The 22,690-nt window shown below is 70.0% G+C and carries 11 protein-coding genes; 3 read left to right on the forward strand and 8 right to left on the reverse strand.

All coding sequences use genetic code 11. The annotated features are described in order from the left end of the window. Positions 1 to 63: 63 nt before the first annotated feature. From ACGGAQ_RS15375 to ACGGAQ_RS15405, 7 genes are all read right to left on the reverse strand, one after another. On the reverse strand, positions 64 to 6,252 hold the full coding sequence (locus ACGGAQ_RS15375) for a S8 family serine peptidase (protein WP_393049171.1): 6,189 nt from the start codon (positions 6,250 to 6,252) through the stop codon (positions 64 to 66). Positions 6,253 to 6,267: 15 nt separating this feature from the next. Next, complete coding sequence (locus tag ACGGAQ_RS15380) at positions 6,268 to 6,429, reverse strand: hypothetical protein (RefSeq protein ID WP_393049174.1); 162 nt, start codon at positions 6,427 to 6,429, stop codon at positions 6,268 to 6,270. A gap of 81 nt (positions 6,430 to 6,510) precedes the next feature. Next, a complete protein-coding gene (locus tag ACGGAQ_RS15385; RefSeq protein ID WP_393049177.1) occupies positions 6,511 to 9,465 on the reverse strand; it encodes an ATP-binding protein in 2,955 nt (984 codons plus the stop codon). Positions 9,466 to 9,653: 188 nt separating this feature from the next. Further along, the gene (locus tag ACGGAQ_RS15390; RefSeq protein ID WP_393049180.1) at positions 9,654 to 11,789 is read right to left on the reverse strand and encodes a ThuA domain-containing protein; all 2,136 of its coding nucleotides are present in this window, start codon (positions 11,787 to 11,789) and stop codon (positions 9,654 to 9,656) included. A 32-nt stretch (positions 11,790 to 11,821) separates the two neighbouring features. Then, entirely contained in the window at positions 11,822 to 14,689 is a 2,868-nt protein-coding gene (locus tag ACGGAQ_RS15395) for a ricin-type beta-trefoil lectin domain protein (RefSeq protein ID WP_393049183.1), read from the reverse strand. A gap of 194 nt (positions 14,690 to 14,883) precedes the next feature. Then, entirely contained in the window at positions 14,884 to 15,015 is a 132-nt protein-coding gene (locus ACGGAQ_RS15400) for a hypothetical protein (RefSeq protein ID WP_393049186.1), read from the reverse strand. A gap of 238 nt (positions 15,016 to 15,253) precedes the next feature. Then, positions 15,254 to 16,117 (reverse strand): IclR family transcriptional regulator, encoded by an 864-nt coding sequence (locus tag ACGGAQ_RS15405; RefSeq protein WP_393049189.1) that lies wholly within the window; start codon positions 16,115 to 16,117, stop codon positions 15,254 to 15,256. Positions 16,118 to 16,253: 136 nt separating this feature from the next. On the opposite strand from ACGGAQ_RS15405, the gene ACGGAQ_RS15410 reads away from it, so the two are divergent. Together ACGGAQ_RS15410 and ACGGAQ_RS15415 are read left to right on the forward strand one after the other, a co-directional pair. Next, positions 16,254 to 17,462 carry a fumarylacetoacetate hydrolase family protein gene (locus tag ACGGAQ_RS15410; protein WP_393049192.1) on the forward strand — a complete coding sequence of 403 codons (1,209 nt, stop codon included), beginning with the start codon at positions 16,254 to 16,256 and terminating at the stop codon, positions 17,460 to 17,462. Continuing rightward, complete coding sequence (locus ACGGAQ_RS15415) at positions 17,459 to 18,976, forward strand: aldehyde dehydrogenase family protein (RefSeq protein ID WP_393049195.1); 1,518 nt, start codon at positions 17,459 to 17,461, stop codon at positions 18,974 to 18,976. The genes ACGGAQ_RS15410 and ACGGAQ_RS15415 overlap by 4 nt, the downstream gene beginning before the upstream one ends. Before the next feature lie 303 nt (positions 18,977 to 19,279). Here the strand turns inward: ACGGAQ_RS15415 and ACGGAQ_RS15420 are convergent, their stop codons facing one another. Continuing rightward, on the reverse strand, positions 19,280 to 20,803 hold the full coding sequence (locus ACGGAQ_RS15420) for an alpha-N-arabinofuranosidase (RefSeq protein WP_393049198.1): 1,524 nt from the start codon (positions 20,801 to 20,803) through the stop codon (positions 19,280 to 19,282). Positions 20,804 to 21,505: 702 nt separating this feature from the next. Here ACGGAQ_RS15420 and ACGGAQ_RS15425 point away from each other — a divergent pair. Next, complete coding sequence (locus tag ACGGAQ_RS15425; protein ID WP_393049200.1) at positions 21,506 to 22,528, forward strand: LacI family DNA-binding transcriptional regulator; 1,023 nt, start codon at positions 21,506 to 21,508, stop codon at positions 22,526 to 22,528. The last annotated feature ends 162 nt before the right edge of the window (positions 22,529 to 22,690 follow it).

Here is a 22,690-nt window from a genome sequence, read left to right on the forward strand (position 1 = left end):
AGCCTCCCCGGCGATCCTTCTCCGAGGAGGCTCTGACCACTGCTGGCCAACTGTTCGGCTAGCTCACAGGCGCGGGTCCTGCTGGACCTTCAGGGCATTGAGGATCGGGTCGCCCTCGCCCTTCTCGCGGCTGAGCTGGATCTTCAGATCGCCACCGGCGTGCTCGACGGTGACCATGTTGGTGTCCGCGGTCAGCGCACCCACCTTCGCCTGCACGTCGTGGTCGTAGAGCACGACCTTCCCGTCAACCAGGACATCGAAGGCACGCTTGCCGGCCTTGACCTTCTCGATCTCCGCGAAGTCGAGGGCGATCCGGTACGTGCCGGCGGGAGCGTTCGTGAACACGTAGCTGAACGTCTCGCCGGTCCGCTGGGTGCGGAACAGCGCGTCGTCCTCGGTGCCGGCGATGTCGGCCTTGGTGGCACGCGCCTTGCCGCCGACGTAGCCCCACGGCCGCGAGCCGAGCTCCTGGTCGGGGGACCAGACGAAGCCGTCGGTGCCGACGAACCCGGATCCGCCGACGTCGACGCCCTTCCAGTAGGCAGAGGTCGCCAGGCGCACCGGCTTGAGCTGGGCCTCGCCCTTGCCGGCGTTCGACGCCACGAGCACGTCCCCGGCGAGCACTCCCGGCTGGACGCCGGCGTTGTCGGCCGTCGCCGTGACCGTGGTGGACTCGCCGACCGCGAGCGTGACCGTGCCGGTCGCGGCCGCGCCGGTGAGGGTCAGCCACGGAAGGTCGGCCGCCTCGTGGCCGCCGTCGTCGGCGCGCTTCTGCTCGCTGATCCGTACCTCGAGCGGAGCGGAGCCGGTGTTGGTCACGGCCACGTTGGCCGTCGCCTTCTGGTCCTTGTCGAGGAGCCAGTCGAGGTCACCTGCGGTGACTGTGGCGATGCCCGTGGTCAACGCGGTGTCGACCACCTCGGCCTGATCCTTCTTGGCAATGCTCACGGGGTGGCTGGCGGTGACGTAGTTCGGCGCGGACACCTCGACGGTGTTCTCGCCGATCAGCGCCTGGGCCTTCCACCGGCCCTTGGCGTCGGCGGTGATGACCCGCTCACCGTTCGGCCCCTTGAGCGTGACGATGGCGCCCTCGATCGGCTTGCCGTCGTTCCTGTCGGTGACCGTGCCCTCGATCGTGCCCGCGGCCGGGAGGGTGTACTCCAGCCCCAGGCCGGCCTTCAGGATGGGCTGGTTGAAGGAGTACTGACCCGCGGGGTTGCGCGTCAGGCTCTCCAGGCCGACAGTCGCCGACGACCCTCGGGTGAGGGGGTTGTCGCCGCCGACGTTGTCGCCGTACCCGATCTGGATGCGTCCGTCCGCGATCAGGGTGACCGAGAAGCTCACGCGAGCCGTCCGGTCGCTGTAGAAGGCGACGTTGCGCCACTCGATGACCTGCGCCGCCAGCCCGTCCACCTCGGTCCTACCGAAGTAGATGCCCGCCTCGTCGTCGACCACGAGGTCGTCCCAGAACGGGTAGATCGCGTCGATCGGGTACGGCGACGGCAGTGCCGTGTTGCCCCCCGACGTGCTGACGCGGTCGAAGGCCAGCGTGCCGTTGGTCGTCACGCAGACCCCGTCCCAGGCCGTGTCGTAGAACGGCTGCACGAAGCTGGAGTCGAACCACAGCACGCCGCAGAGGTCATCGCCGTGCCACCCGGACTCCTCGGTGCCCTGGCGGTAGAGCCCGTCGGTCACCTTCATCGAGTACGAGCGACCGGCGGGGGCCACCGGCACCGGGCCCGGCTCCGGCTGCTCGGGCTGGGGCTCCGGCTCCACCGCGTCGGCGCGCGGGTCGAGCGTCACCCGCAGCGCGGCGATGGTCGGGGCCTTCAGGCCCTTCGAGCCGCGCAGCTCCACGGTCAGCGGACCGCCCTCGTGCTGCACGACGGCCCTGCGCCAGTCGGCGGCGTTCGGCCCCACGGCCGCTGCCGCGTCGTACGCGTACTCCGTCAACGACCCGTCCACGACGACGTCGAACACCCGCTTGCCCTTGGCCACCTTCTCGATCTCGGCGAACCCAAGGTCGATCGCGTAGGTGCCCTTGGGCGCGTCCGGGAAGCGGTAGAACAGCTGCTTGTCCGAGGTGGTGCGCTGCGACTGGAACAGGGCGTCGTCAGTCGTACCGGAAATCTCGGCCTTCGTGGAGGTGGCCTTGGTCTTCCCCTCGTAGCCCCACGCCGTCTTGCCGGCGGCCTGGTCGGCGGACCAGGTGAAGCCGGAGCCGTCGGTGAGCTTCGAGCCGCCGGCGTTGACGCCGACCTGGTACTTCGTGGTCGTGAGCGTCACCGGGACGTAGGTCTTGGACTGGCGTCCGGAGTCGGATCGCACCACGATGTTCGCGCCCAGGACTCCGGGCTTGGTGCCCTTCGAGGAGATCGAGACCTTGACGGTCGTCGACTGGCCCGGGGCAAGGGTGCCGCCGTTCGAGGAGAGCGACAGCCACGGCAGGTCGGTGAGCAGGTCGTCCTCGACGTCGACAAGCACCACGTCGTCGGCGACCTGGTCCGCCGCCCACAGCGCGCCGGTCGAGTCGGTCTCCAGGCCACCGCCCTGGCCCGCCTTCTGGCCCGGGAACCACCACGCGTTGACCAGCGAGCAGTCGTCGGGGTCGACCTGCAGCAGGCGGGTGGGCCTGTTCGAGGTGAGGTCGGTGTACCAGATGGTGTCGGACGCCTGGTTGTAGGCCAGGCCCATCACCTCGGGCAACGGCGGGGCGCAGAAGGACAGCAGCGCGCCCGGGTTGTCGTGCGACGTACCGGCGACGGTCCCGATCATGCCGTTCGCCCGGCCACCGACGTAGAACACGTCCTGGATCGGGTTGTAGGCCAGGCCGGTCAGCTGCAGCGTCGACCAGTCACCCTTGATCTGCCTCGTCTCCTTCCCGGTCCCGGTGTTGAAGCAGTGGATGAAGCTGGCCGGGCTGTCCTCCATCTGGCACATGTCACCGGTCTTGGTGTCGAGCGCCATGTCGAACGCCCGGTACGCCGGGTTCCACGCCGCGTCGAAGACCTTTCCGGTCTTCTTGCCGGTCACCGTGTAGGCGGTGTTGGTCCGCGCGTTGTAGTCGTGGACCCAGACGTCGCCGTCGTACCCGATGCCGGAGGGCTCCTTCTCCGCGATCGTGCCCGGGATGGCGATGCGGGTGATGACGTCTCCGCCGGAGGTCGCGCCGACCTTGGCAGCCGCCTGTGCTTCCGCGGCGCTCGCCGTCGCGGCCTTGCCGTCGACGTTCGACGGCTGCATGCCGCTCGCGCCGGCCTTCCATGCGGCGAGGTCGATCGTGCTGGCCGCACCCTTGCCGGTACGCCCGGTGGCGCCGGCGGCGTCGAGCTCGGGGTGGCGTGCGGCCTCGCCCAGGTTGTACGTGAGTGGGGCCGAGCCGTTGTTGGTCAGCGTCAGCGAGCCCACGCCGTTCTGGTCGGTACCCAGCAGCGCCTCGAGGCCGTCGGCCTTCAGGCCGGCGACACCCGTGGTCAGACGCGCGTCGATCTTCGCCTTCGCGTAGAGCTTGTCGAGCGAGAAGGGGTACGCCGCGGTCGCGTAGTTCGGCGCGTCGACAGTCATGGTGTAGTCGTCGACGGGAAGCTGGCGATGCACGATGCCTGTCCCGTTGGTCGTGACGGCCTCGACGAGCCCCTTCTTGTTACTGAAAGAGACCTTGGCCCCGGCCACCGGCAGCCCGTCGTTCGCATCGACGACTGTCGCGTCGAGGTACCCGAAGTCAGGCATGTCGTAGGTGACGATCATCCCGTCGCGCAGCACCGGGGCGCTGTCGGAGAACCGGATGCCGTCCACGCCGGCCCAGCCCTGGATGCCGGTGGTGGCGTGCGCGCCGGCGGTCACCGGGTCGTCGGTCCCGACGCCGTCGCCGTACCCGAAGATCACGGTGCCGGAGCGGGTGAGCGTGGCCGAGAAGTTGACCGGCGCCGTGTACTCCGACCGGGTCGGATAGGCCCAGAGCTTGGCGTTGCGGTACTCGACGACGAACGCGTCCTCACCGTTGACCTTGGTGGCTGCCGTGAAGACACCGCCGCCGGGCGCGAACTCGACGGGGGTCTGGACGTAGAACGGGAAGATGCCCGCACCACCGTAACCGGGTCCGGTGCTGCCGTCCGGGGCGATCACGCCGCGCAGGCCGATGCCGAGGCTGTCGTGGCTGCCGTTGTAGAGCGCGATCGGGAACGGCAGCTGCACCGTCGCCCACACACCGCTGTCGAACGCGACCGGGTCGGTGCCGCGCAGATACTCGCCGTCGGAGACGGCACAGCTGTAGCCGCCCTTGTCGACGACGAGCCCGACGGGGATCTCGCGCGGCTCGTTCTGCCCGCCGACGGTCAGCGGAATCGTCGTGGGCGAGAAGCAGGCGTTGGGCTTGACGGTAAGCGTGTACCCGCCCTCGGGGACCGCGCTGATCGTGAACGCGCCGTTGGCGTCGGTGCGTACCGGCTTCAGCGGCGTGTCCTTGACGGAGACGTCGGCGTTCGGGACGGGCCGCTTCTTGTCGTCGACGACCCGGCCGCTGATGTCATGCCTCGCGGCGGCCGTGAGCGGCAGCGTGACGGAGGTGTCCTGGCCGAGGGAGATCGTGACATTGGCGGTCGCCGTCAGGTAGCCGAAGACCTTGGTGCTGAGCTGGTAGTCGCCGACCGGCAGGTTCGTCGTGAACCGGCCGTCCTTGTCGGTTCCGATCGACCGGCTGAACGGCCCGCTGATCGTCACGTCGGCAGCGGGGACCGGGGCGCCGTTGGCGGTGACCACACCGGTGAGGGTGCCGCCCTTGCGGGGCGCGAGCTCGAGCAGACGGACGAGGTCCAGGCGGCCTTCGCCGTACTTGTTGTTGACCTCGGCGGTGCCGCCGCACTCGGTGTCGTCGACGTCGACGGCCGACTCGCCGAGCAGGCGGCGGGTCTCCTCGACCTGCCCGATGAGGGTCGGGTCGTAGCTCCACAGCGCCGCGACCGCGCCGGCGACGTGGGGGGCGGCCATCGAGGTGCCGGACATCTCGACGTAGCTGTTGTTGGGGTAGGACGAACGGACGGCGTCGCCCGGAGCGGAGATCTCCGGCTTGATCCGGCCACCTTCACCCTCGCCCTTGCGGGAGAACAGCGAGAGCGTGCCGTCCGAGGAGTACGCGCCCACGGAGTAGGCACTCTCGGCGGAGCCGGGCGAGGAGACGGTGTCGCAGTCCGCGTACGGCACGGTGTTGCCCGATGACCAGACGCTGAACATGCCCGCGGCGCTCCAAGCCTCGTCGATGGCCTGGAAGAAGTCGTCGAAGTCGTGCTCGACGGTCTGGCCCCACGAGTTGTTGACGACGTGCGGACGCTTGGACGGGTCAGGGTTGTTCCCCTGGACGTCGGTCGGGGCCAGCAGCCACCAACCGGACCGCAGCAGCGACTCGACGCCGGTGCTGTCGCAGCAGCCGTTCGTCGCGATCCACTGCGCATCCGGGGCGACGCCGACGTGGTTGGTGCCGTCGTCGCCGACCATGGTGCCCATGGTGTGTGTGCCGTGTCCGTTGTCGTCGCACGGCGCGTCCGTGCACGTGCCCCGGGTGGCCATCCAGTTGTAGTTGTTGTCGACGGTGCCGTCCGGCTTCGTGCCGCGGTACTGGTGCATCAGCGCGGGGTGGTCGAATTGGACGCCCGAGTCGAGGTTGGACACGGTGATGCCCGCACCGGTGGCGCCCATGGCCCACGCCTGGGGTGCGTGGATGGCGTCCAGACCCCACGAGACGGTGCCCTCGTCGGCGGCGGCCTTCGGGGCGGCGGGGCGGGCAGCCTTGTCAGCGGGGATCTTCTCGTCGACGGGCTCGACCAGCGCGACCTGCGGCGTCGCGTGGATCTCGGCGACCTGCACCTTCGAGGCCACGTTGAGGGCGAGCTTCTCGCTGCCCCCCTTGACGAGCACGGCGTTGACGATCGGGTAGGAGGTGTACTTGACGCCGGCCCGGTCGAGCTCGGTGGAGACGGAGGCCAGGGAGTCCTTCGCCGCCCCGGTCAGCGCGTCGTAGACGAACTGACCGCGAGCTGCCCAGTCGGTGATCTTCTTCGCCGGCCCGAGGTCGGCCGCGGTATCGAACGTGATCCAGAAGTCGGACGCCGGAGACGTACGGAAGCGGTCCTTCAGGCTCGGGGCGATCTTGTTGGCGGGGGCGCCCGGATCCGGCTCGGCGGCGGACGCCGGTGGCGCCTGGATCAGGCTCAGGCCGACCGCTGCGGCCAACGAGGCCGCGAGGGCTTTGAGTCTCATGGGGGGTCCTTCCGCCTACAGGGGTTGGTAGGGGTCGTGGCTCTCGTGGTCGTCGACGCGGTCGCCGTCGTGGGCGTCGTAGGCGTCGCGGGCGCCATCGTGCGGCTCGCGCGACAGCTCGAGAGGTGGCGGCTGCTCGGTGGCGGCGTCGTCACGCGCGGCAGGAAGCTCAGGCACGCATTGCCCAAGGGCTATGAATCATGCAGTCATGCTCGGGGCGCCCGAGTGCCCGTCGCTATCCAGCGGATACGTCAATTTTCACGACGCGTCGTTGAGGGAGTCCTCTTCTGCGAACACTCCGGCCTCCACTGCCTTGACCGCGAGCGCGGTCCGGGAGGTCACCTTCAACTTGCGCATCGCCGCCCGCAGTTGCTGATCCACCGTGGCCGGCGACTTGGCCAGGATCCGGCTGATCTCCCGGTTCGTCTTGCCGGCGACAACCAGTTGGACCACGTCGAGCTCGCGAGGTGAAAGCTGGTCGCCGTACCCGCGTCGGCCGCCGCGCCACAGCCGCGGGACCTCGGCGCCGTGTTCGCGAAGCCGCTGTGCGACACGGTCCGCATCACCACGGGCGCCGAGCCTGAACAGCTGCTCGTACTGTGCCGCCAGCAGCTCTCGGCCCTGTTCGATCTGGCCCTTCGCGAGGAGCGCCTCGGCTTGACGCTCGCGGGCGAGCATGGCGTCGTAGGGGCGGGGCAACGCACTCCAGGCGCGTGCCGCACGATCGAAGGCCGTCGCCGCGCGGGCGTGGTCTCCGTTTGCGGCGAGCAGCAGGGCACGGCATACGGTCAGCGCGGCGCGAGGCGCGGGCGCCGTACGGCCCCGCAGTCCCCGGGCGAACTGGTCGCTCAGGCGTGTCGCGGCCGTCAGATCGCCCGCGGCGAGGTGCGCCTCGATCCGGGCGGGGACGAGGTCCGTCGCCCAGACCCAGATGCCTTTTCGCCGGACGGTGTCCATCGGCTCGTTCGTGATCTGCAGCGCCCGGTCGCTGTTTCCGTCCGTCAGCCACAGTCGGGCGAGCGCGGCGGCGGCCTCCATCGTGTCGTCGGCTGCGCCGAGACGGGCAGACTCCTCGAGGACCAGCCGGAACTGCTCCTCCGCAGCGCGCCGCCGTCCGGCTGCGGCTGCCAGCCGGGCCGCGAGGCGAATGCTGCCGAGGTAGTGCGCCGGCCGGTCCCGGTCGGCGTCGGCGAGTGCCGCGCTGCGCTCCGCGAGACCCTCCCACCGACCGGTGAGCCACGCCAGGTTGGCCTGTTCGAGTTCGACGTTGTGGTGCAACCGGGACGCCTGCTCGGCCTCGGCAAGGCGCATGGCCACCGCGAGGTGTTCCTCCGCGTCGGCGTACCGACCCCAGATCAGGGCGCCGGTCCCGACATTCGCGTGGATGCGGGCCACGTCGAGACGCTCTGCCGCGGTCTCGCCGTCGATGGGCAAATCGGCGACGACGTCCCAGGCCTCCTCCTCGCCCAGCATGAGCAACGCCGCGGCTCGGTTGCCGGCCAGGTTCAGCCGCTCCGCGGGAGCATCGAATTCGGCGGTGAGCTCAGCGGCGCGATCCAGCCAACGCCGGTGGGTCGACGCCGGCCACGGTCCCGCATAGGCCCAGCCGAGGTAGGTCATTGCCCGAGCCGCCTCGACCGGGTCATGGTCGAGGTTGGCCACGGCCTGCTCCAGCTCGCTGAGTGCGGCCTGCGCCTCGCCCCCGGTGATCAGGAGCCGACCCAGGGGATTGCGGATCTCGGCCTGCTGGCGGGCGGAGAGACCGGGGGTCTCCAGCACCGAGCGCAGGGTACGGATCACGCGGTGGTAGACCTCGTCGACCGCTTCCCGACGGCCCAGTGCGGCAACTCCGGCGATGCGCGCGACCCGCGCCCGATCCACCGGCGCCAGCACGGCCCACGTCAACAGATCGACCAGCAGGTCGACCGCCCTGGTGTGGTCACCCGAGGCCATGGCCAGCTCGGCACTCTGCTCGGCGTACCGGGCCCAGGACTGCGTTTCGCCCGCCTCGCGGAAGTGGTGGGCGAGGCGTGCCACCGGTGGCGGATGCGTGTGCTCCAAGGCCCGGCCGGCCAGCAGGTGGACGTGTCTGCGGTCGGTCAACGGGATCGCTTCGTAGACGGCCGTGGCGGCCAGCACATGCCGGAACCGCCACCGGCCGCGGTCGTCTCCGTCCAATACACCGGCGCCGGCCGCCTCCGCGACAGCGCCTCGGCACGCAGCCGGTGACAGCCCGGCGGTCATCGCGATCGTGGCCACCGATGACCGCTCAGCCAAGGTGGCCGCCGCTCGCAGCACCTGCTGCGCCGTCGGCGACAGACGGCCCACCCGCTCCCGGGTGGAGTCGCGCACCGTCGGCGGCACCTGTAGCTCGCGCAGCTTCAGCCGGACCCACTGGCCGTCGCGAAAGACGAGGTCGGCACGGTCGCACATGAGGCGAACCGACTCCTCCAGGGCCAGCGGAACGCCCCCGGTCCGCTCGTGCATGAACGTCGTGAACTCCTGCGATATCGGGTTGCCGTCCAGCATCGAGGACACCAGCGCCGCCGTGTCGTCGGGTCGCATGGGCGCCAGGGCGATCCTCAGCTGGGTCACGCCGGCCGGCAACCGGGACGTCAGCCGCAGCAACAGCGATCCGTCGTCCACCTCCTCCGGCCGGTAGGAGATCACGAGGCTCAGCCCGTGCGATTGCTGTCGGGAGGTGACGAACAGCAGGAACTCCAGGGTCACCTCGTCGGCCCAGTGCGCGTCCTCGAGCACGAGAACGTCGACACGCAAAGCCCGCAGCAGCTCGTCCAGGGCGCGGAACAGGCGATGCCGTGCCGCCTTCGCATCGTCCAGGGGCTGCGGTGCGGGGGGCAGGTCCGTGGACCATTCAGGGAACAGGGGCCGTAACGCACCCGCGAGCTCGGTGAGCCGCAATCCTGACACCGGGCGGTCGATCCCCCGGAACGCGTCGACGATCGGCCCCAACGTCAGCGACTCGCGAAGCGGTGGGCACACCGACACCAAGGCGGTGCGCTGGTCCGGCGCGACCAGCCACTCCCGCAGCAGTCGGCTCTTCCCGATCCCCGCCTCGCCCTCCACCAGCACGATCGCCGGTGGCCGGGCCAGGGCGTCCCGAAGCGCCGCCAACTCCCGGTCACGACCCACGAAGTGCGGCGTGGAAACGGTTGGTGAAGTCCTGGCGTCCTCGGGGGAGGGGTCGAGCATGCGTGATGATCTCGCTTTTCGCTGCTCGGGCACAAGTGCCATCGCCAACTCGAACCCCGCCGTAGCCTGTCGTTCCCCCACCCAGAGGGCGGCGCCTCGCCGGCCGCCCGTGCTGGTAGCCGGCGGAATGTCCGCCGCCCCGGCAGGTCACCTCGAGCGAGAAGCCGAGGTGACCTGCCGGACGCGGGTCAGGCGACAGTGCCGTGGACCTCCAGCTCCCACAGCGAGTAGCCGTACGCGGGCAGGGCCCGTTGGGTGCCCTGGACACGCAGGTAGCGACCGCTGGCTGAGATGGCAATGTCATCCACGCCGCCGTCGCCGGTGGTCGTGGTGTGCACCGGCGACCAGGTGACGTTGTCCGGGGAGACCTGGACCTGGTACGCCCGCGCGTACGCCGCCTCCCAGGTCAGCCGTACCCGGTTGATGACGGACATGGCCCCGAGGTCGACGGTGATCCACTGCGGGTCGGCGTACGCGCTGCCCCAGCGGGTGGTGGCGTTGCCGTCCACGGCGTTGGCCGCCACGTGCGCGCTGCCCGGCTCCACGCTGGACGCGGTGACCGGCCGGCCCCGGGACAGCAGCGTGCCACCGGCGGCGGTGCCGTAGACGTTGAGGTCCCACAGCGAGTAGCCCCACTGGGTGGCCCGCTGGGTGCCGTACACCCGCAGGTAGCGGCCGGTGCCGGTGACCGTGAGGTCGTCGACGCCGCCGTCGCCGGTGGTCGTGGTGTGCACCGGCGACCAGGTGACGTTGTCCGGCGACACCTGGACCTGGTATGCCCGCGCGTGGGCCGTCTCCCAGGCCAGCCGCACCCGGTTGATCGCGTACGTGGCCCCGAGGTCGACGGTGACCCACTGCGGGTCGGCGTACGCGCTGCCCCAGCGGGTGGTGGCGTTGCCGTCCACGGCGTTGGCCGCCACGTGCGCGCTGCCCGGCTCGACACTGGACGCCGTCACCGGCCGGCCCCGGGCCAGGTCGGTGGCGGGTGGCTCGCTCGGCCCGTCCGTCCTGATCCGCACGTTGCGGTAGTTGATGTCCATGCCGGCGCCGTCGTTCTGCACCCCGAGGTAGCCGTTGGTGATGGCCCGGCTGCTGACGTAATCATTGATCTTGACTCCGTTGAGCCAGATCTCGACCCGCTGACCGTGCACGCCGATCTCGTAGGTGTTCCAGGAGCCGGGTGGGTTGAGCGCCGCCGCACGGGCGGCCTGGTCGGGTGCCTGGAGGCTGTAGACGCTGCCGGTGGTGCGCGTCGGATCGCCGTCGGTGGCGTCGATCTGGATCTCGTGACCGGCGTTGACCGGGCCCCACGGGTCGCCCTGCGGATCGGGAAACCCGATGAAGACCCCGCCGTTGTCGTCGCCCGGCATCATCCAGTCGACCTTGAGCGAGTAGTTGGCGAACGTGCGCACCGGGTACCAGAGCAACCCCATGCCGCCGTTCGACGTGAGGGTGCCGTCGGCCAGGGTGAAGCCGCCCGGCCCCGCCTGCCGCCACTGCCCGAGGCTGGCCTGGGTGCCGTCGAACAGCGGGGTGTAGCCGGGCTCCGGCCGGCAGTCCGCCGCCACGGCGCCGGCCGCCACCTGGATGCCGCCGAGCAGCATGCGGGTGAAGTTCGGGTCGCTGTAGCTCTGCTCGGTGTGGCCGAGGCCCGTGTACCAGGAGCGTCCGCCGCCGTAGCTGTGGCACCAGGTGATCGGGTGGTCGCCACCCATCGATCCACCGGAGTACGACGACTCGTCGAGGCTGGCCAGCACCTTGACCGCGGAGCGGGGGTTGGCCCGGTAGTTGTACCACTCGTCGGTGCGGGTCCAGGTCGGCGGCAGGTGTGCGGTGGAGGCGTTGGCCCGGTCCTCGACCCGGACGATCGCCTGCTGGTTGGCCGGGTGCGAGGAGAAGTACGCCCCGACCAGGCCGCCGTACCACGGCCAGTCGTACTCGGTGTCGGCGGCGGCGTGCACCCCGACGAAGCCACCGCCAGCGGCGATGTACGCCTCGAACGCGGCCTGCTGGGTGGCGTTGAGCACGTCGCCGGTGGTGCTGAGGAAGACCACCGCCTGGTACTGGGCGAGGTTGGCCGTGGTGAAGGTGGCCGCGTCCTCGGTGGCGGTGACGGTGAAGCCGTTCGCCGTACCGAGTTGTTGAATGGCGGTGATGCCGTTCGGGATGGAGGAGTGCCGGAAGCCGGCGGTCTTGGAGAAGACCAGGACCTTGCTCAGCGGTGCGGCCTCGGCCGGGGTCGGTGCCACGGCCGTCGCGCCGGTGGCGACGGTGAGTCCGGCGACCACGGCGGCGGCAAGGGCGACGATGAAGCGTCTGCGCATGAGGGCTCCTTGCGGGGGAGTGGGCGGACGGGTCACGGCAGGGTCCAGTTCTGCGCCGCGGTGCCGTTGCAGTCGTAGATCTGCAACTGCCGCCCGTTGGTCGGGGTGGAGGCGGGGATGTCGAGGCACCGGTTGGCCTGCGGATTGCGTAGGCTGCCCGCGGTGCCGGCCACCCACTGCTGGGCCCCGGTGCCGTTGCAGGTCCACAGGTGGATCGGGGTGCCATTGGTGGTGCCGCTGGACTTCACGTCCAGGCACTTGCCCAGGCTGCGGATGGTGCCGTCGCCGGGCAGCGTCCACTGCTGGTTGGTCGCGCCGGCGATGCAGTCCCACATCTGGACGCTGGTGCCGTCGGCGGTCGCGCCGGCGTTGACGTCGACGCACTTGCCCATGCCCCGGATCGGGCCGGTGCGGGGGCTGCTCGCCGGGGTGCTCACCCCGGCGCCGGTGAACGTGTAGCTGTCCAGGTCGAGCAGGGCTCCTCCGCTGCCGCCGGTGAACACGACGTACAGGTCGTGGGTGTTGTCGTCCGGCCTGGTGACCGGGGCGCTGATCTCGGTGTAGCTGTCCCAGCCGCCGGTGTTGGGCACGGTGACCCGGGCGATCTCGGGACCGGTCGGTGAGTCGTACCGGAAGGAGGCGACGTTGCCGGCCTTGTCCGAGGAGACCCGGGCGCGGATGCCGGTGATGCCCTTGAGGCTCACCGCGTGGTGCCGGACGTACTCGCCGTTCTGGATGTCACCGAGCCGCCGGCCGCCCTCGGCGCCGCCGGCGTTGATGACCTGGGGCCCGTGCAACGAGACGTAGTGCTCGGCCTGCCACTGCTTGGGCCAGAGGGTGACGTCCTTCTCGGCGGTGAGCGGCACGGTGCCGGCCGCGCCCCGGTCGGTGTAACCGGCCCGCAGCAGGAAGAAGAGCACCGAGTCCGGCCCGGCGTGCACCGGCCCGGTGTTGACGGTGAAGCCGCAGCCGGTGCCCTGGCCCTCCTCGTGCGCGTGCTCCTGGTGGCCGAGTGCCGCCCGGATCGTCACGTTCGCGCAGGGGATCGTGCCGTCCTGGGCGTCGGCGGCGGTGGCGGTGGCGGTCAGGTTCTCGTCCCAGGAGAACAGCCCGCCGTTGGGAATGCCGTTGAGGGCGACGGTGGGCCGGGTGTTGCCCACGACGACGGCCACCTGGGTGGTGCCGGACCGGCCGGTGCCGTCGGAGACCGTGAGCCGGGCGCGCTTGTCGCCGTTGCTGGCGTACGTGTAGGTGGGGTTCGCGGCGGTGGAGTCGACGGTGCCGTTGCTGTCGAAGTCCCACGCGTAGGTCAGCGGGTCGCCGTCCGGGTCGGTGCTGCCGGCGCTGGAGAAGCTGACCGTCAGCGGGCTCAGGCCGTTGTCCGGGGTGGCCGACGCGACAGCGGTCGGAGACCGGCCACCGGCGACGTAGTTGATTTTGTAGAGGCCGGCGGCGGCGTCGCCGGAGAAGTAGCCGTTGCCGTACTCCAGCAGGTAGAGAGACCCGTCCGGCCCGAACTCCATGTCGATCGGGTGGACGAACGACATACCGGCCAGCACCGGCTCGATGACTGTCGGGTTGCCGGTACGCGCGTTGCCGTTGTCGAACTGGACCTCCTTGATCCAGTTACGGCAGTACTCGGTGATGACCAGCTTGTTGTCGTAGTACTGCGGCCACTTCACGTCCGAGGCCAGGTTGGGGTCGTAGTGGTAAACCTCGGCGTGGTTGGGCGAGCCGCAGCCGCCCGGACTGTCCAGGGCCGGCCACTCCCGGCTGCCGCCGTGCTGCTCCCACACCAGCGCGCCCCGGGTCGGCGGCAACTGCTGAAGACCGGTGTTACGCGGCGAGTTGTTCACCGGGCCGGTGCTGCCACCGCACGGGAACCAGCCGCGCGGTGAGTTGGTGGCGAAGTCCCAGTCGTTGTAGGCGACGTTGGGGCCGCCGCAGTACGGCCACCCGTGGTTGCCCGGCGCGGTGGCCCGGTTCCACTCGTCGTACGCGGCCGGCCCGCGGTTGGCGATCGTCGCTCCGGCGTCCGGCCCGACCTCGCCCCAGTAGAGCGTGTTGCTGCTCTTGCGGTCCACCCATACGCGGTACGGGTTGCGCACCCCCATCACGTAGATCTCCGGACGGGTGCCGCTGGTGCCGGCGGCGAAGAGGTTGCCCGTCGGAACGGTGTACGTGCCGTTGTCCTCCGGGTGGATACGGTTGATCTTGCCGCGGAGGTCGTTGGTGTTGCCCGAGGTCCGTTGCGCGTCGTACTGGGCGTCGCGGCTCGTCCGCTCGTCGATCGGCGCCATGCCCGCCGAGTCTCCACCGGAGTTGGTGTTGTCGCCGACGGCGAAGTAGAGGTTCTCGTTGCTGTCCCAGGTCATCGAGCCCGCCGAGTGGCAGCAGAGCCGGCGCTCGGTCGGCCACTCGATCAGCCGGGTCTCGCTCGCCGGGTCGAGCACCAGTGTGCTCGGGTTGAAGGTGAACCGCGAGATGCGGTTGACCAGCGGTGTCGTGGCCGGCGAGTAGAACAGGTACACCCAGCGGTTCGTGGTGAACCTCGGGTGCGCGGTGATGCCGATCAGGCCGTCCTCGAATCGGGCGTCCAGTTGCAGGGTCAGCGCGACGGTCGTGGTGCGGGTGGCCGGGTTGTAGAGACGTACCTGGCCACCGCCGGAACTGGTGCCCCGGTTGATGTAGAGCACCTTGGCGTCGGGCAGGACGGACAGTTCGATCGGCTCTCCCATGGAGAGCCCACCGTCGAGCTTGACCTTCTCGAACTGGGTGGTCGCGGGTGGCGCCGCGGCCGCTGGCGGTGCGGCGACGGTGACCGCGACCAGGATCGGCAGGAGGCTGGCGAGGATGGCCAGGACGACGGCCGCGGTGAGGCGCGGACGTGGTGTGAGCATGGCGTACTCCGGGGTCGGGGTGGGCTGGACGGTCGGGCACACGCGCACCTGTGGGTGCGCGTACGCCAGGGCGGATGGACAAAGCCGGGCCGCCGACGCCAGGCTCGATGGGGCGACGCCGGCCGGCGGGCCCGCTGACTCGCCGTCAGAGGGCGATCAGGACGAACGGTCCCGGGGGCCGGCCGCGTGCCGGTTCACGTCCCGATGCTGGTGCCGAAAGCGGCGTCCGTGGTTGCCGTGGCGGCTGGTCCGGCCGGTTCGACGGCGACGACACCAGCGGCGAACAGGACAGTGGGCGCGATTCGTAGCGGCGTCGTCATCGTCATCGACACGATCTCCTCTGGATCGTCGTGCGGATGTCTCGCACCCCGGGGAGAGCCCCGGTCTGCCCACGTCCGCCGAAACGGGGGCGATGTGAGATGGCGCGGATCGTTGTCACGCACCGGGTACCGGCGAGATGAACATCGACCTGCATCGTTGACTTGCAGTTAACATCGGGCGTGTTCGAGGGTCAATCCCGCGCAGGGGGGATTGAAACACCGCCGGACTGCGGTGACCGCCCGGTCAGGTCGTGGACCGGCCGTCACCGTCCGGGCTCGCGGAGGGCCGCGGGTAGCCGAGTTCGTACGAGATCTGGTTGGCGGTCTCCAGGAGGAGCGGAACGTTGCTCTTCAGTTGATCGAGGCTCGCGATCACCTCGATCGCCGTGATCGAGGCGGCGGCGATGACCTGACCTCGCGAATCCCTGATCGGTGCGGCCACGCACATCACGTAGGCGTCGTGCTCGCCGTTGTCCACGGCCCAGCCGCGTTCGTGGATGCGGGCGAGCTCGGCTTCGAGGGCGTCGTGGTCGGTGAAGGTGGTCGCGGTGAATCTCTCGAAGACGACGTGGGAGAGGAGACGGTCGCGTTCCTGGCGAGGTAGGTAGGCCAGGATCGTCTTTCCCACCGCGCTCGCATAGATGGACACCGCGCGCCCGATCCGCGAGGGCAGCTTGACGGCGTCGAACGCCGGACTGTCCACCTTGTCGATATAGATGATCTCGTCGCCGGTCAACTGTGCCAGGTGCACGGTGTGGCCGGTATCGCGTTGCAGCGCCCGGAGGTGCGCGGCGGCGGGCTGGCGCAGGTCCATCGAGCCCAGCGCGAGCTCGGACAGCTCGATGAGTCCACTGCCGAGCACGTAGGTGCCCGCCCCGGTCCGGCGGACGAAGCGCGCCGATTCCAGTGTCTGCAGGATTCGCAGGGCCGTGGACTTGTGGACGCCGAGCACGTCCGCAGCTTCGGTGAGAGACAGCGGGTGCTCGGCCGATCGACGGATGAGGTCGATCGCGCGGCGAATCGATTGCGCCAAGGCTCTGTCTCCCCTCGGGGCGACGGTACGACACCGTCGCTGCCATTGCACAATATGCAATGAGGTTGGCGTCATGCGCAACCGCCTCTTGACACCGTTGCACATGTCGCTACGATCGTTGCAATTTAATTCCCTCGATGCCACCTCGTGCCACTGGAGTAGCGATGGGTAAGCAGCGCGCGCATGTCGGCGGGATCGCGGAGAGCGGCTCATGACGGTCCCACGGCCCCGCGCAGGCGCCGCCGGCGCGGACTGGGTCGGGACCGCCGCCGAGGCGTTGCCGGACGATGCGGACGCTGTTCTGATCGGCCGCATCTGGGACCCGTCGGTCGGCGGCCCCACACCCGTGGCCGTGCGCAACGGCGAGGTCATCGACCTCAGCCACCGGTTCCCGACCGTACGGGACATCTGCGAGCTGCCCGACCCCGCCGCGACCGTGGCCGGGCTCGACGGGGCGCGGGTGGGCGACTTCGGGGAGATCCTGGCCAACACCGGGGCCGCGATCCGGGACCGTGGTCGGCCCTGGCTGCTCGCCCCAGTGGACCTCCAGGCGCTCAAGGCCGCGGGCGTGACCTTCCCCATCTCGATGATCGAACGCGTCATCGAGGAGCGGGCACGGGGAGACCTGGCGCTCGCCGCGGACATCCGGCAACGGATGTTCGCCGACATCGGTGTCGACCTGCACAACCTGGAGGCGGGCTCGGCCGAGGCGGACCGGCTCAAGAGCCTGCTGGTCGCCGAGGGCATGTGGAGCCAGTACCTGGAGGTGGGGATCGGCCCGGACGCCGAGATCTTCACCAAGGGGCAGATCCTCTCCGCCGTCGGCACCGGCGTTCCGGTCGGCGTGCTCGCCGCGTCGACCTGGAACAACCCGGAACCCGAGATCACTCTCATCGTCCAGTCCAGCGGCCGGATCGTCGGCGCCACCCTCGGCAACGACGTGAACCTGCGCGACATCGAGGGCCGCTCGGCGCTCCTGCTTCCCCTGGCGAAGGACAACAACGCCTCCTGCGCGCTCGGTCCCCTGATCCGGCTCTTCGACGACCGGTTCGGGATGGAGCGGGTACGCGAACTCGAGGTGCACCTGGAGGTCCACGGTGGGGACGGTTTCCTGCTGGAGGCGGTCTCGGAAATGACCCGGATGTCGCGCGACCCGGAGGAGTTGGTGCGGCAGTTGATCGGCCCGCACCACCACTATCCCGATGGGGCCGCCCTGATGCTGGGCACCATGTTCGCGCCGATTCAGGACCGGGACCGCCCCGGCGAGGGCTTCACCCACAAGGTCGACGACGTGGTACGGATCAGCTGTCCGGCACTCGGCACCCTGGTCAACCGGGTGCGGCACGCGGAGGAGTGCGAGCCCTGGCACTTCGGCGTCCGCGATCTGATGGGCAATCTGGTGAGGAGAGGACTGCTGTGAAGGTGGTCAACACGGTCGATCCGCGCGACGGCCAGCGTCGCGCGACGGATCTCACCGAGACCGACGAGTCCCGGCTGGAGACGATCGCCGGTCAGGCGTCCCGTGCGACGCGGTGGTTGGCCGACCTCGGGCGGCGTGGCCGGGCCGAGCTGCTGGACGCGATCGCCGCGTCTCTTGAGGCCCACCGGGTGGATCTGGTCGCGGCCGCCGAGGCGGAGACCGGACTGAGCCACGCGCGCCTCGACGGGGAACTCACCCGGGCCGCGGTCCAGTTCCGGATGTTCGGCGATGTGCTGCGCGACGGGGCGTACGTGGAAGCGGCCATCGACCACGCCGCCGACACACCGCTCGGACCCGGCCCGGACGTGCGGCGGATGCTCGTACCCCTCGGACCGGTCGCCGTCTTCGGCGCCAGCAACTTCCCGTTCGCCTTCTCGGTCGCCGGCGGTGACACGGCCGCCGCGCTGGCCGCCGGCTGTCCCGCGGTCCTGAAGGCCCACCCGTCGCACCCGTTGACGTCGCACGCCTCCGCCGCGGCGATCGCCTCGGCCGTCCGCGAGATGGGCGGGCCCGAGGGTGTCATCGCGAACGTGTACGGGGAGCAGGCGGGCCGCTCGCTGGTGCGTCACCCCGCGATCCGCGCGGCCGCCCTGACCGGCTCGGTCAACGCCGCCCGCGCCATCCAGGCGGCCATCGACGAACGACCCGACCCCATTCCCCTGTACGCCGAACTGAGCAGCGTGAACCCGATCGTCGTCCTGCCCGCCGCGGCCGCCGACCGGGGTGACCAGATCGCCGAAGGGCTTTTCGCCTCCTTCACCGCCTCCGGCGGTCAACTGTGCACCAAGCCCGGCCTGGCGTTCATTCCCGCGGACCGGGGTGGTGACCAGCTTGTCGACGCCCTGCGGGAGAAGGTCGCCACCTCGGGCCGCACGGTTCTGCTCAACGAGCGCATCCGGGACGCGTACGAGAGCCGGGCCGCGGAGTTCGAGCGGGCCGGTGCTCGGGTCTCGGCACGGGCCCAGGTCGACCCCGGTGCGGGCTTCACCGCCGCGCCGAGGCTCCTGGAGGTCGATCTGCCGGGGCTGCCCGCCGAGATCGCCGACGAGTGCTTCGGTCCGCTCATGGTCGTAGTTCGATATCACGACGCTGCCGAACTCGACGCCGCGCTGGACGCCGTACCCCCGTCGCTGACCGGCTCCGTCCATCGCGGCGCGGGTGACGACGCGGACGTCGTACGCCGGCTGGTCGACGTGATCGCCGCCCGCGCGGGGCGCATCGTCTTCGACGGCTATCCCACCGGCGTCCGGGTGTCGTGGGCCCAGCACCACGGTGGACCCTGGCCGTCGACGAACGCCGTGCACACGTCGGTGGGCGCCACCTCGATCCGACGCTTCCTGCGCCCGCTGGCGTGGCAGGACGCTCCGGACTGGGTCCTTCCCGAGGAGCTGCGCGACGAGTACACCGCCATTCCCCGGCGGGTCGATGGGAGGTTGACGCCAGCGGCCGAATAACCGCGTCTGCCGGTCGCTCCCGGGTGCCTTTGTGGGCCACCCGCGGCTGGCGCGCGAATTCCTTGCCGAAAGCGACCCGACGGAGAATTCGCGCGCCAGTCGTCATGACGTCGCTGAAGCCTGCCCGAATTGTTTCGACGGGACTTTCCGATCCCATTCCCGGGCCCATCGTGACCGTGACTGCAATTCATGGTTCCGTTTTCGACGGAAACGGTGGAGCCACGCTCGACGCCGTACTCCCTGTGGTGGGGAAGCCCCGGCCGCGCACCCCTGGTGAAGCCAGGGTTGCGCGGCCGGGGTGGGTTACGGGGTCACGTCGGTGGCGTGGAGCCGCAGCATCGTCCAGGACGCGGGCGGGAGAGTCAGCTGGACGCTGGCGCCGCCGCCCCGGGCCGTGTCGTTGGCGCGCGGTTCGGCGTGGTCCGGACCGTCGGCGGTGTTCTTGGCATCGAGGTCGGCGCCGCCGACGGTGACGCACTCGATGATCCCGCCCACCTGGGCGCCGGCGACGTCGACGGTCACCTCGGCTGCGGTGTCGATGACCCGGTTGACGAGGAAGACGGTCATCTCCCCGGTGCTGTCGTCCCAGGTGGAGACCGCGTCGACCGCGCCGACCGCACCGTAGCGGTCGGTGGTCGTCGTGCTGCCGTCGAGGAGCACGTCGAGGACGGCGCCCTGGGCGTGCCGGGCCGTACGGGCGAAGGGGTGGAAGATGGTCTGCCGCCAGGCCGAGCCTCCCGGTTCGGTCATGATCGGTGCGATGACGTTGACCAGTTGGGCCTGGCACGCCGCGGTCACCCGGTCGCTGTGCCGCAGCAGGCTGATGAGCAGGCCACCGACGACGACGGCGTCGGCCACGCTGTAGTGGTCCTCCAGCAGGGGCGGCGCGATTGGCCAGTCCTCCCCACTCGGCGGCGTGGACGGGGCTGCGGACTGGTACCAGACGTTCCACTCGTCGAACGCGATCATGATCTTCTTGGTCGACCGGCGGATCGCACCGACCGAGTCGGCGATGGCGGTGACCGCGTCGATGTACCTGTCCATGTCCTCGCCCGAGGCGAAGAAGCTGGGCAGGTCGTCGTCGACCGGCTGGTAGTAGGCGTGCAGCGAGATCAGGTCGACGTCGTCGTACGCCTCGGTCAGCACGTCGCGCTCCCAACTGCCGAAGGTCGGCATGCCGAGGTAGGACGAGCCGCAGGCGACGAGTTCGAGATCGGGGTCGAAACGCCGCATGGCCTTCGCGGTCTGCGCCGCGAGTCGCCCGTACTCGGTCGCGCTGCGCTGGCCCACCTGCCACGGGCCGTCCATCTCGTTGCCCAGGCACCAGAGCCTGATCCCGTACGGGTCGACAGCGCCGTTGTCGCGGCGTTGGTCGGCGAGGTGACTCCCACCGCGGTGGTTGGCGTACTCCAGCAGGTCGACGGCCTCGGCGGTGCCACGGGTGCCGAGGTTGACCGCCATGATCGGGTCGACGCCCGCCTTGCCGACCCAGCGCATGAACTCGTCCAGCCCGAACGCGTTGGTCTCCAGGCTGTGCCACGCGAGGTCGAGCCGGGCCGGTCGCTGGTCGACCGGACCGACGCCGTCCTCCCAGCGGTACGAGGAGACGAAGTTGCCGCCCGGGTAACGGACGGTGGTGATGCCCAGCTCCCGGACGAGCGCGAGGACGTCGCCTCGGAAGCCGTCCGCGTCGGCAGTCGGGTGGCCCGGCTCGTAGATTCCGGTGTAGACACAGCGGCCCAGGTGCTCGACGAACGAGCCGAAGAGCCGGCGCGGCACCGGGGCGACGCGTCGACGTGGGTCCAGGAGCAGACGCGCGGTGTTCACGACAGCCCTCCCTGCTGGTCGCGTCGGGGCCGGACCGGCAGTGCGGCGCGGTGGGGGAGTGGGTTCGAGCGGCCGGTCGAGTGCTCCGGCGCCTCGTCGAGGTGGGTGTTCAGGGCGGGCTCCCTTCGTGCGAGGTCCCGACGTCGAGATCTGCATCGCGGTGCCGGGCCGAGGGGTGGTGGGTCGGTGCGAGCTCTGGACATCGCCATGATCATCGATTACGTTCTCGATCTATGTAAACGTTACCGATTACGTTTGCGTTAGGGAACACGGTGCCAGCGGTCGATGTCCGCGTCGGACGGCTCCCCAGCACGCCGCGCGGGTGGCGGACCTGTCGGCGCGGATGACCCGCGGATGCGGACCGGCCGACTCCGAAGGTCTTCACCGGGACCGTCGACGTTCGGGATCGGTGAGCGTTCAACCGACGTCCGGGAATGGTTCCTGACGGAGAGTGCGGTCCCGTTGTCAACGGGTGGAGCCGGCGCAGTAATTGCTGTCCACTTCGGCCGCCGGGAGTGGCAACCGTTTGCGTTCTTCGCATCGGTAACCGCGGTGGGAAGTCCGGCCTGCGACCATCCCGTTAGGACCTTCCGTTCGCGGGTCTCGCCAGGGCGAAAAGTCTTGTGTTCGTAATCGTCGTCGGTTACGTTGGCAACATCCTGGAAACGTAACCGATAACGATTGCAGTCCAGAGAGAGCGGCATGATCGAAGCCAATGCGCCGGTAACAATGAGTGATGTCGCCCGGGTTGCCGGCGTTTCCACCGCCACCGTCTCGCGCGTCGTCAACGGGCATTACGGCGTCAGCGCCCGCACGATCGCTCGGGTCCGTACCGCCATCGAGCAACTTGGCTACGAGTCGAGCCTGGTGGCGTCGAGCCTCCGACGCAGCCGCACCAATGTTCTGGGCCTCGTGGCGCACAGCTTCCAGTCGTACACGGCAGAGGTGCTCAAGGGGGTCATGAAGGCCCTGAGTCGCTCCGGCTTCGACCTCATCATCTACGCCAACAGCGACCTCTACGGGTCGTACTCCGAGGGTTGGGAGCAGCGGCACCTGACCCGCCTGTCGGGCACCCTCACCGACGGGTGCATCGTCGTCACGCCCTGGGGTGAGGTGCGCAGCCGGACGCCGGTCGTGGCCATCGACCCGGTGCGGGGCTCGACGGCGCCCTCGGTCACCGCCGACAACCTCGTGGGCGCCACCACCGCGGTCGAGCACCTGGTCGGCCTGGGCCATCGGCGCATCGGGTTCATCGCGGGCCGCGACAGCCTGGCCTCGGCGTGGTCGCGGGAGGAGGGCTACCGGGCGGCGCTGACCGAGGCCGGCGTCCCGGTCGACCCGACGTTGATCGGCAGGGGGGATTTCAACCCCGAGTCCGCGACTCCGTTGGCGCGCGCCCTGCTGCAACGAGCGGACCCGCCGTCGGCGATCTTCGCGGCGAGCGACGGGATGGCCCTCAAGGTCCTGGAGGTCGCCAGGGAGTTGGGGCTCTCCGTCCCCGGGGACCTGTCCGTCGTCGGGTTCGACAACATCCCGGAGGCGGCGTTGACCGAGCCGGGTCTGACCACCGTGGACCAGTCGATGTATCAGCTCGGGTACGAAGCCGCGCGGATGCTCAAGTCACTGGTGACGGGCGAGTGGGACGAGCCGAACCAGATAGTGCTTCCAACCAGACTCGTGGTCCGCGGCTCGACCGCAGCACCGAAGAGCGCGGCACGACAGTGACATTCGTCCGCGGGCACCAGGACCGGATCGCTTCCGACGGAGTGATCACGTCGGGTGCGCCCGTGGCGGAAGCCGGAAGGGGGTGCGCGTACCACGCACGGCGAGATCCACCGATGAGTTGAGCCAGCCAGCGGGTCGCATCCGCTGGCGGCACATGAAAGG

Source organism: Micromonospora sp. NPDC047557, assembly GCF_043205095.1.
Taxonomy (GTDB): domain Bacteria; phylum Actinomycetota; class Actinomycetes; order Mycobacteriales; family Micromonosporaceae; genus Micromonospora.

Bases quoted from the DNA above. Each gene is read 5' to 3' on its own strand.
- ACGGAQ_RS15410 (WP_393049192.1), top strand. From the start codon at position 16,254: ATGACGGTCCCACGGCCCCGCGCAGGCGCCGCCGGCGCGGACTGGGTC.
- ACGGAQ_RS15375 (WP_393049171.1), bottom strand. From the start codon at position 6,252: ATGAGACTCAAAGCCCTCGCGGCCTCGTTGGCCGCAGCGGTCGGCCTG.
- ACGGAQ_RS15395 (WP_393049183.1), bottom strand. From the start codon at position 14,689: ATGCTCACACCACGTCCGCGCCTCACCGCGGCCGTCGTCCTGGCCATC.
- ACGGAQ_RS15425 (WP_393049200.1), top strand. From the start codon at position 21,506: ATGATCGAAGCCAATGCGCCGGTAACAATGAGTGATGTCGCCCGGGTT.
- ACGGAQ_RS15405 (WP_393049189.1), bottom strand. From the start codon at position 16,117: ATGACGCCAACCTCATTGCATATTGTGCAATGGCAGCGACGGTGTCGT.
- ACGGAQ_RS15400 (WP_393049186.1), bottom strand. From the start codon at position 15,015: ATGACGATGACGACGCCGCTACGAATCGCGCCCACTGTCCTGTTCGCC.
- ACGGAQ_RS15390 (WP_393049180.1), bottom strand. From the start codon at position 11,789: ATGCGCAGACGCTTCATCGTCGCCCTTGCCGCCGCCGTGGTCGCCGGA.
- ACGGAQ_RS15385 (WP_393049177.1), bottom strand. From the start codon at position 9,465: ATGCTCGACCCCTCCCCCGAGGACGCCAGGACTTCACCAACCGTTTCC.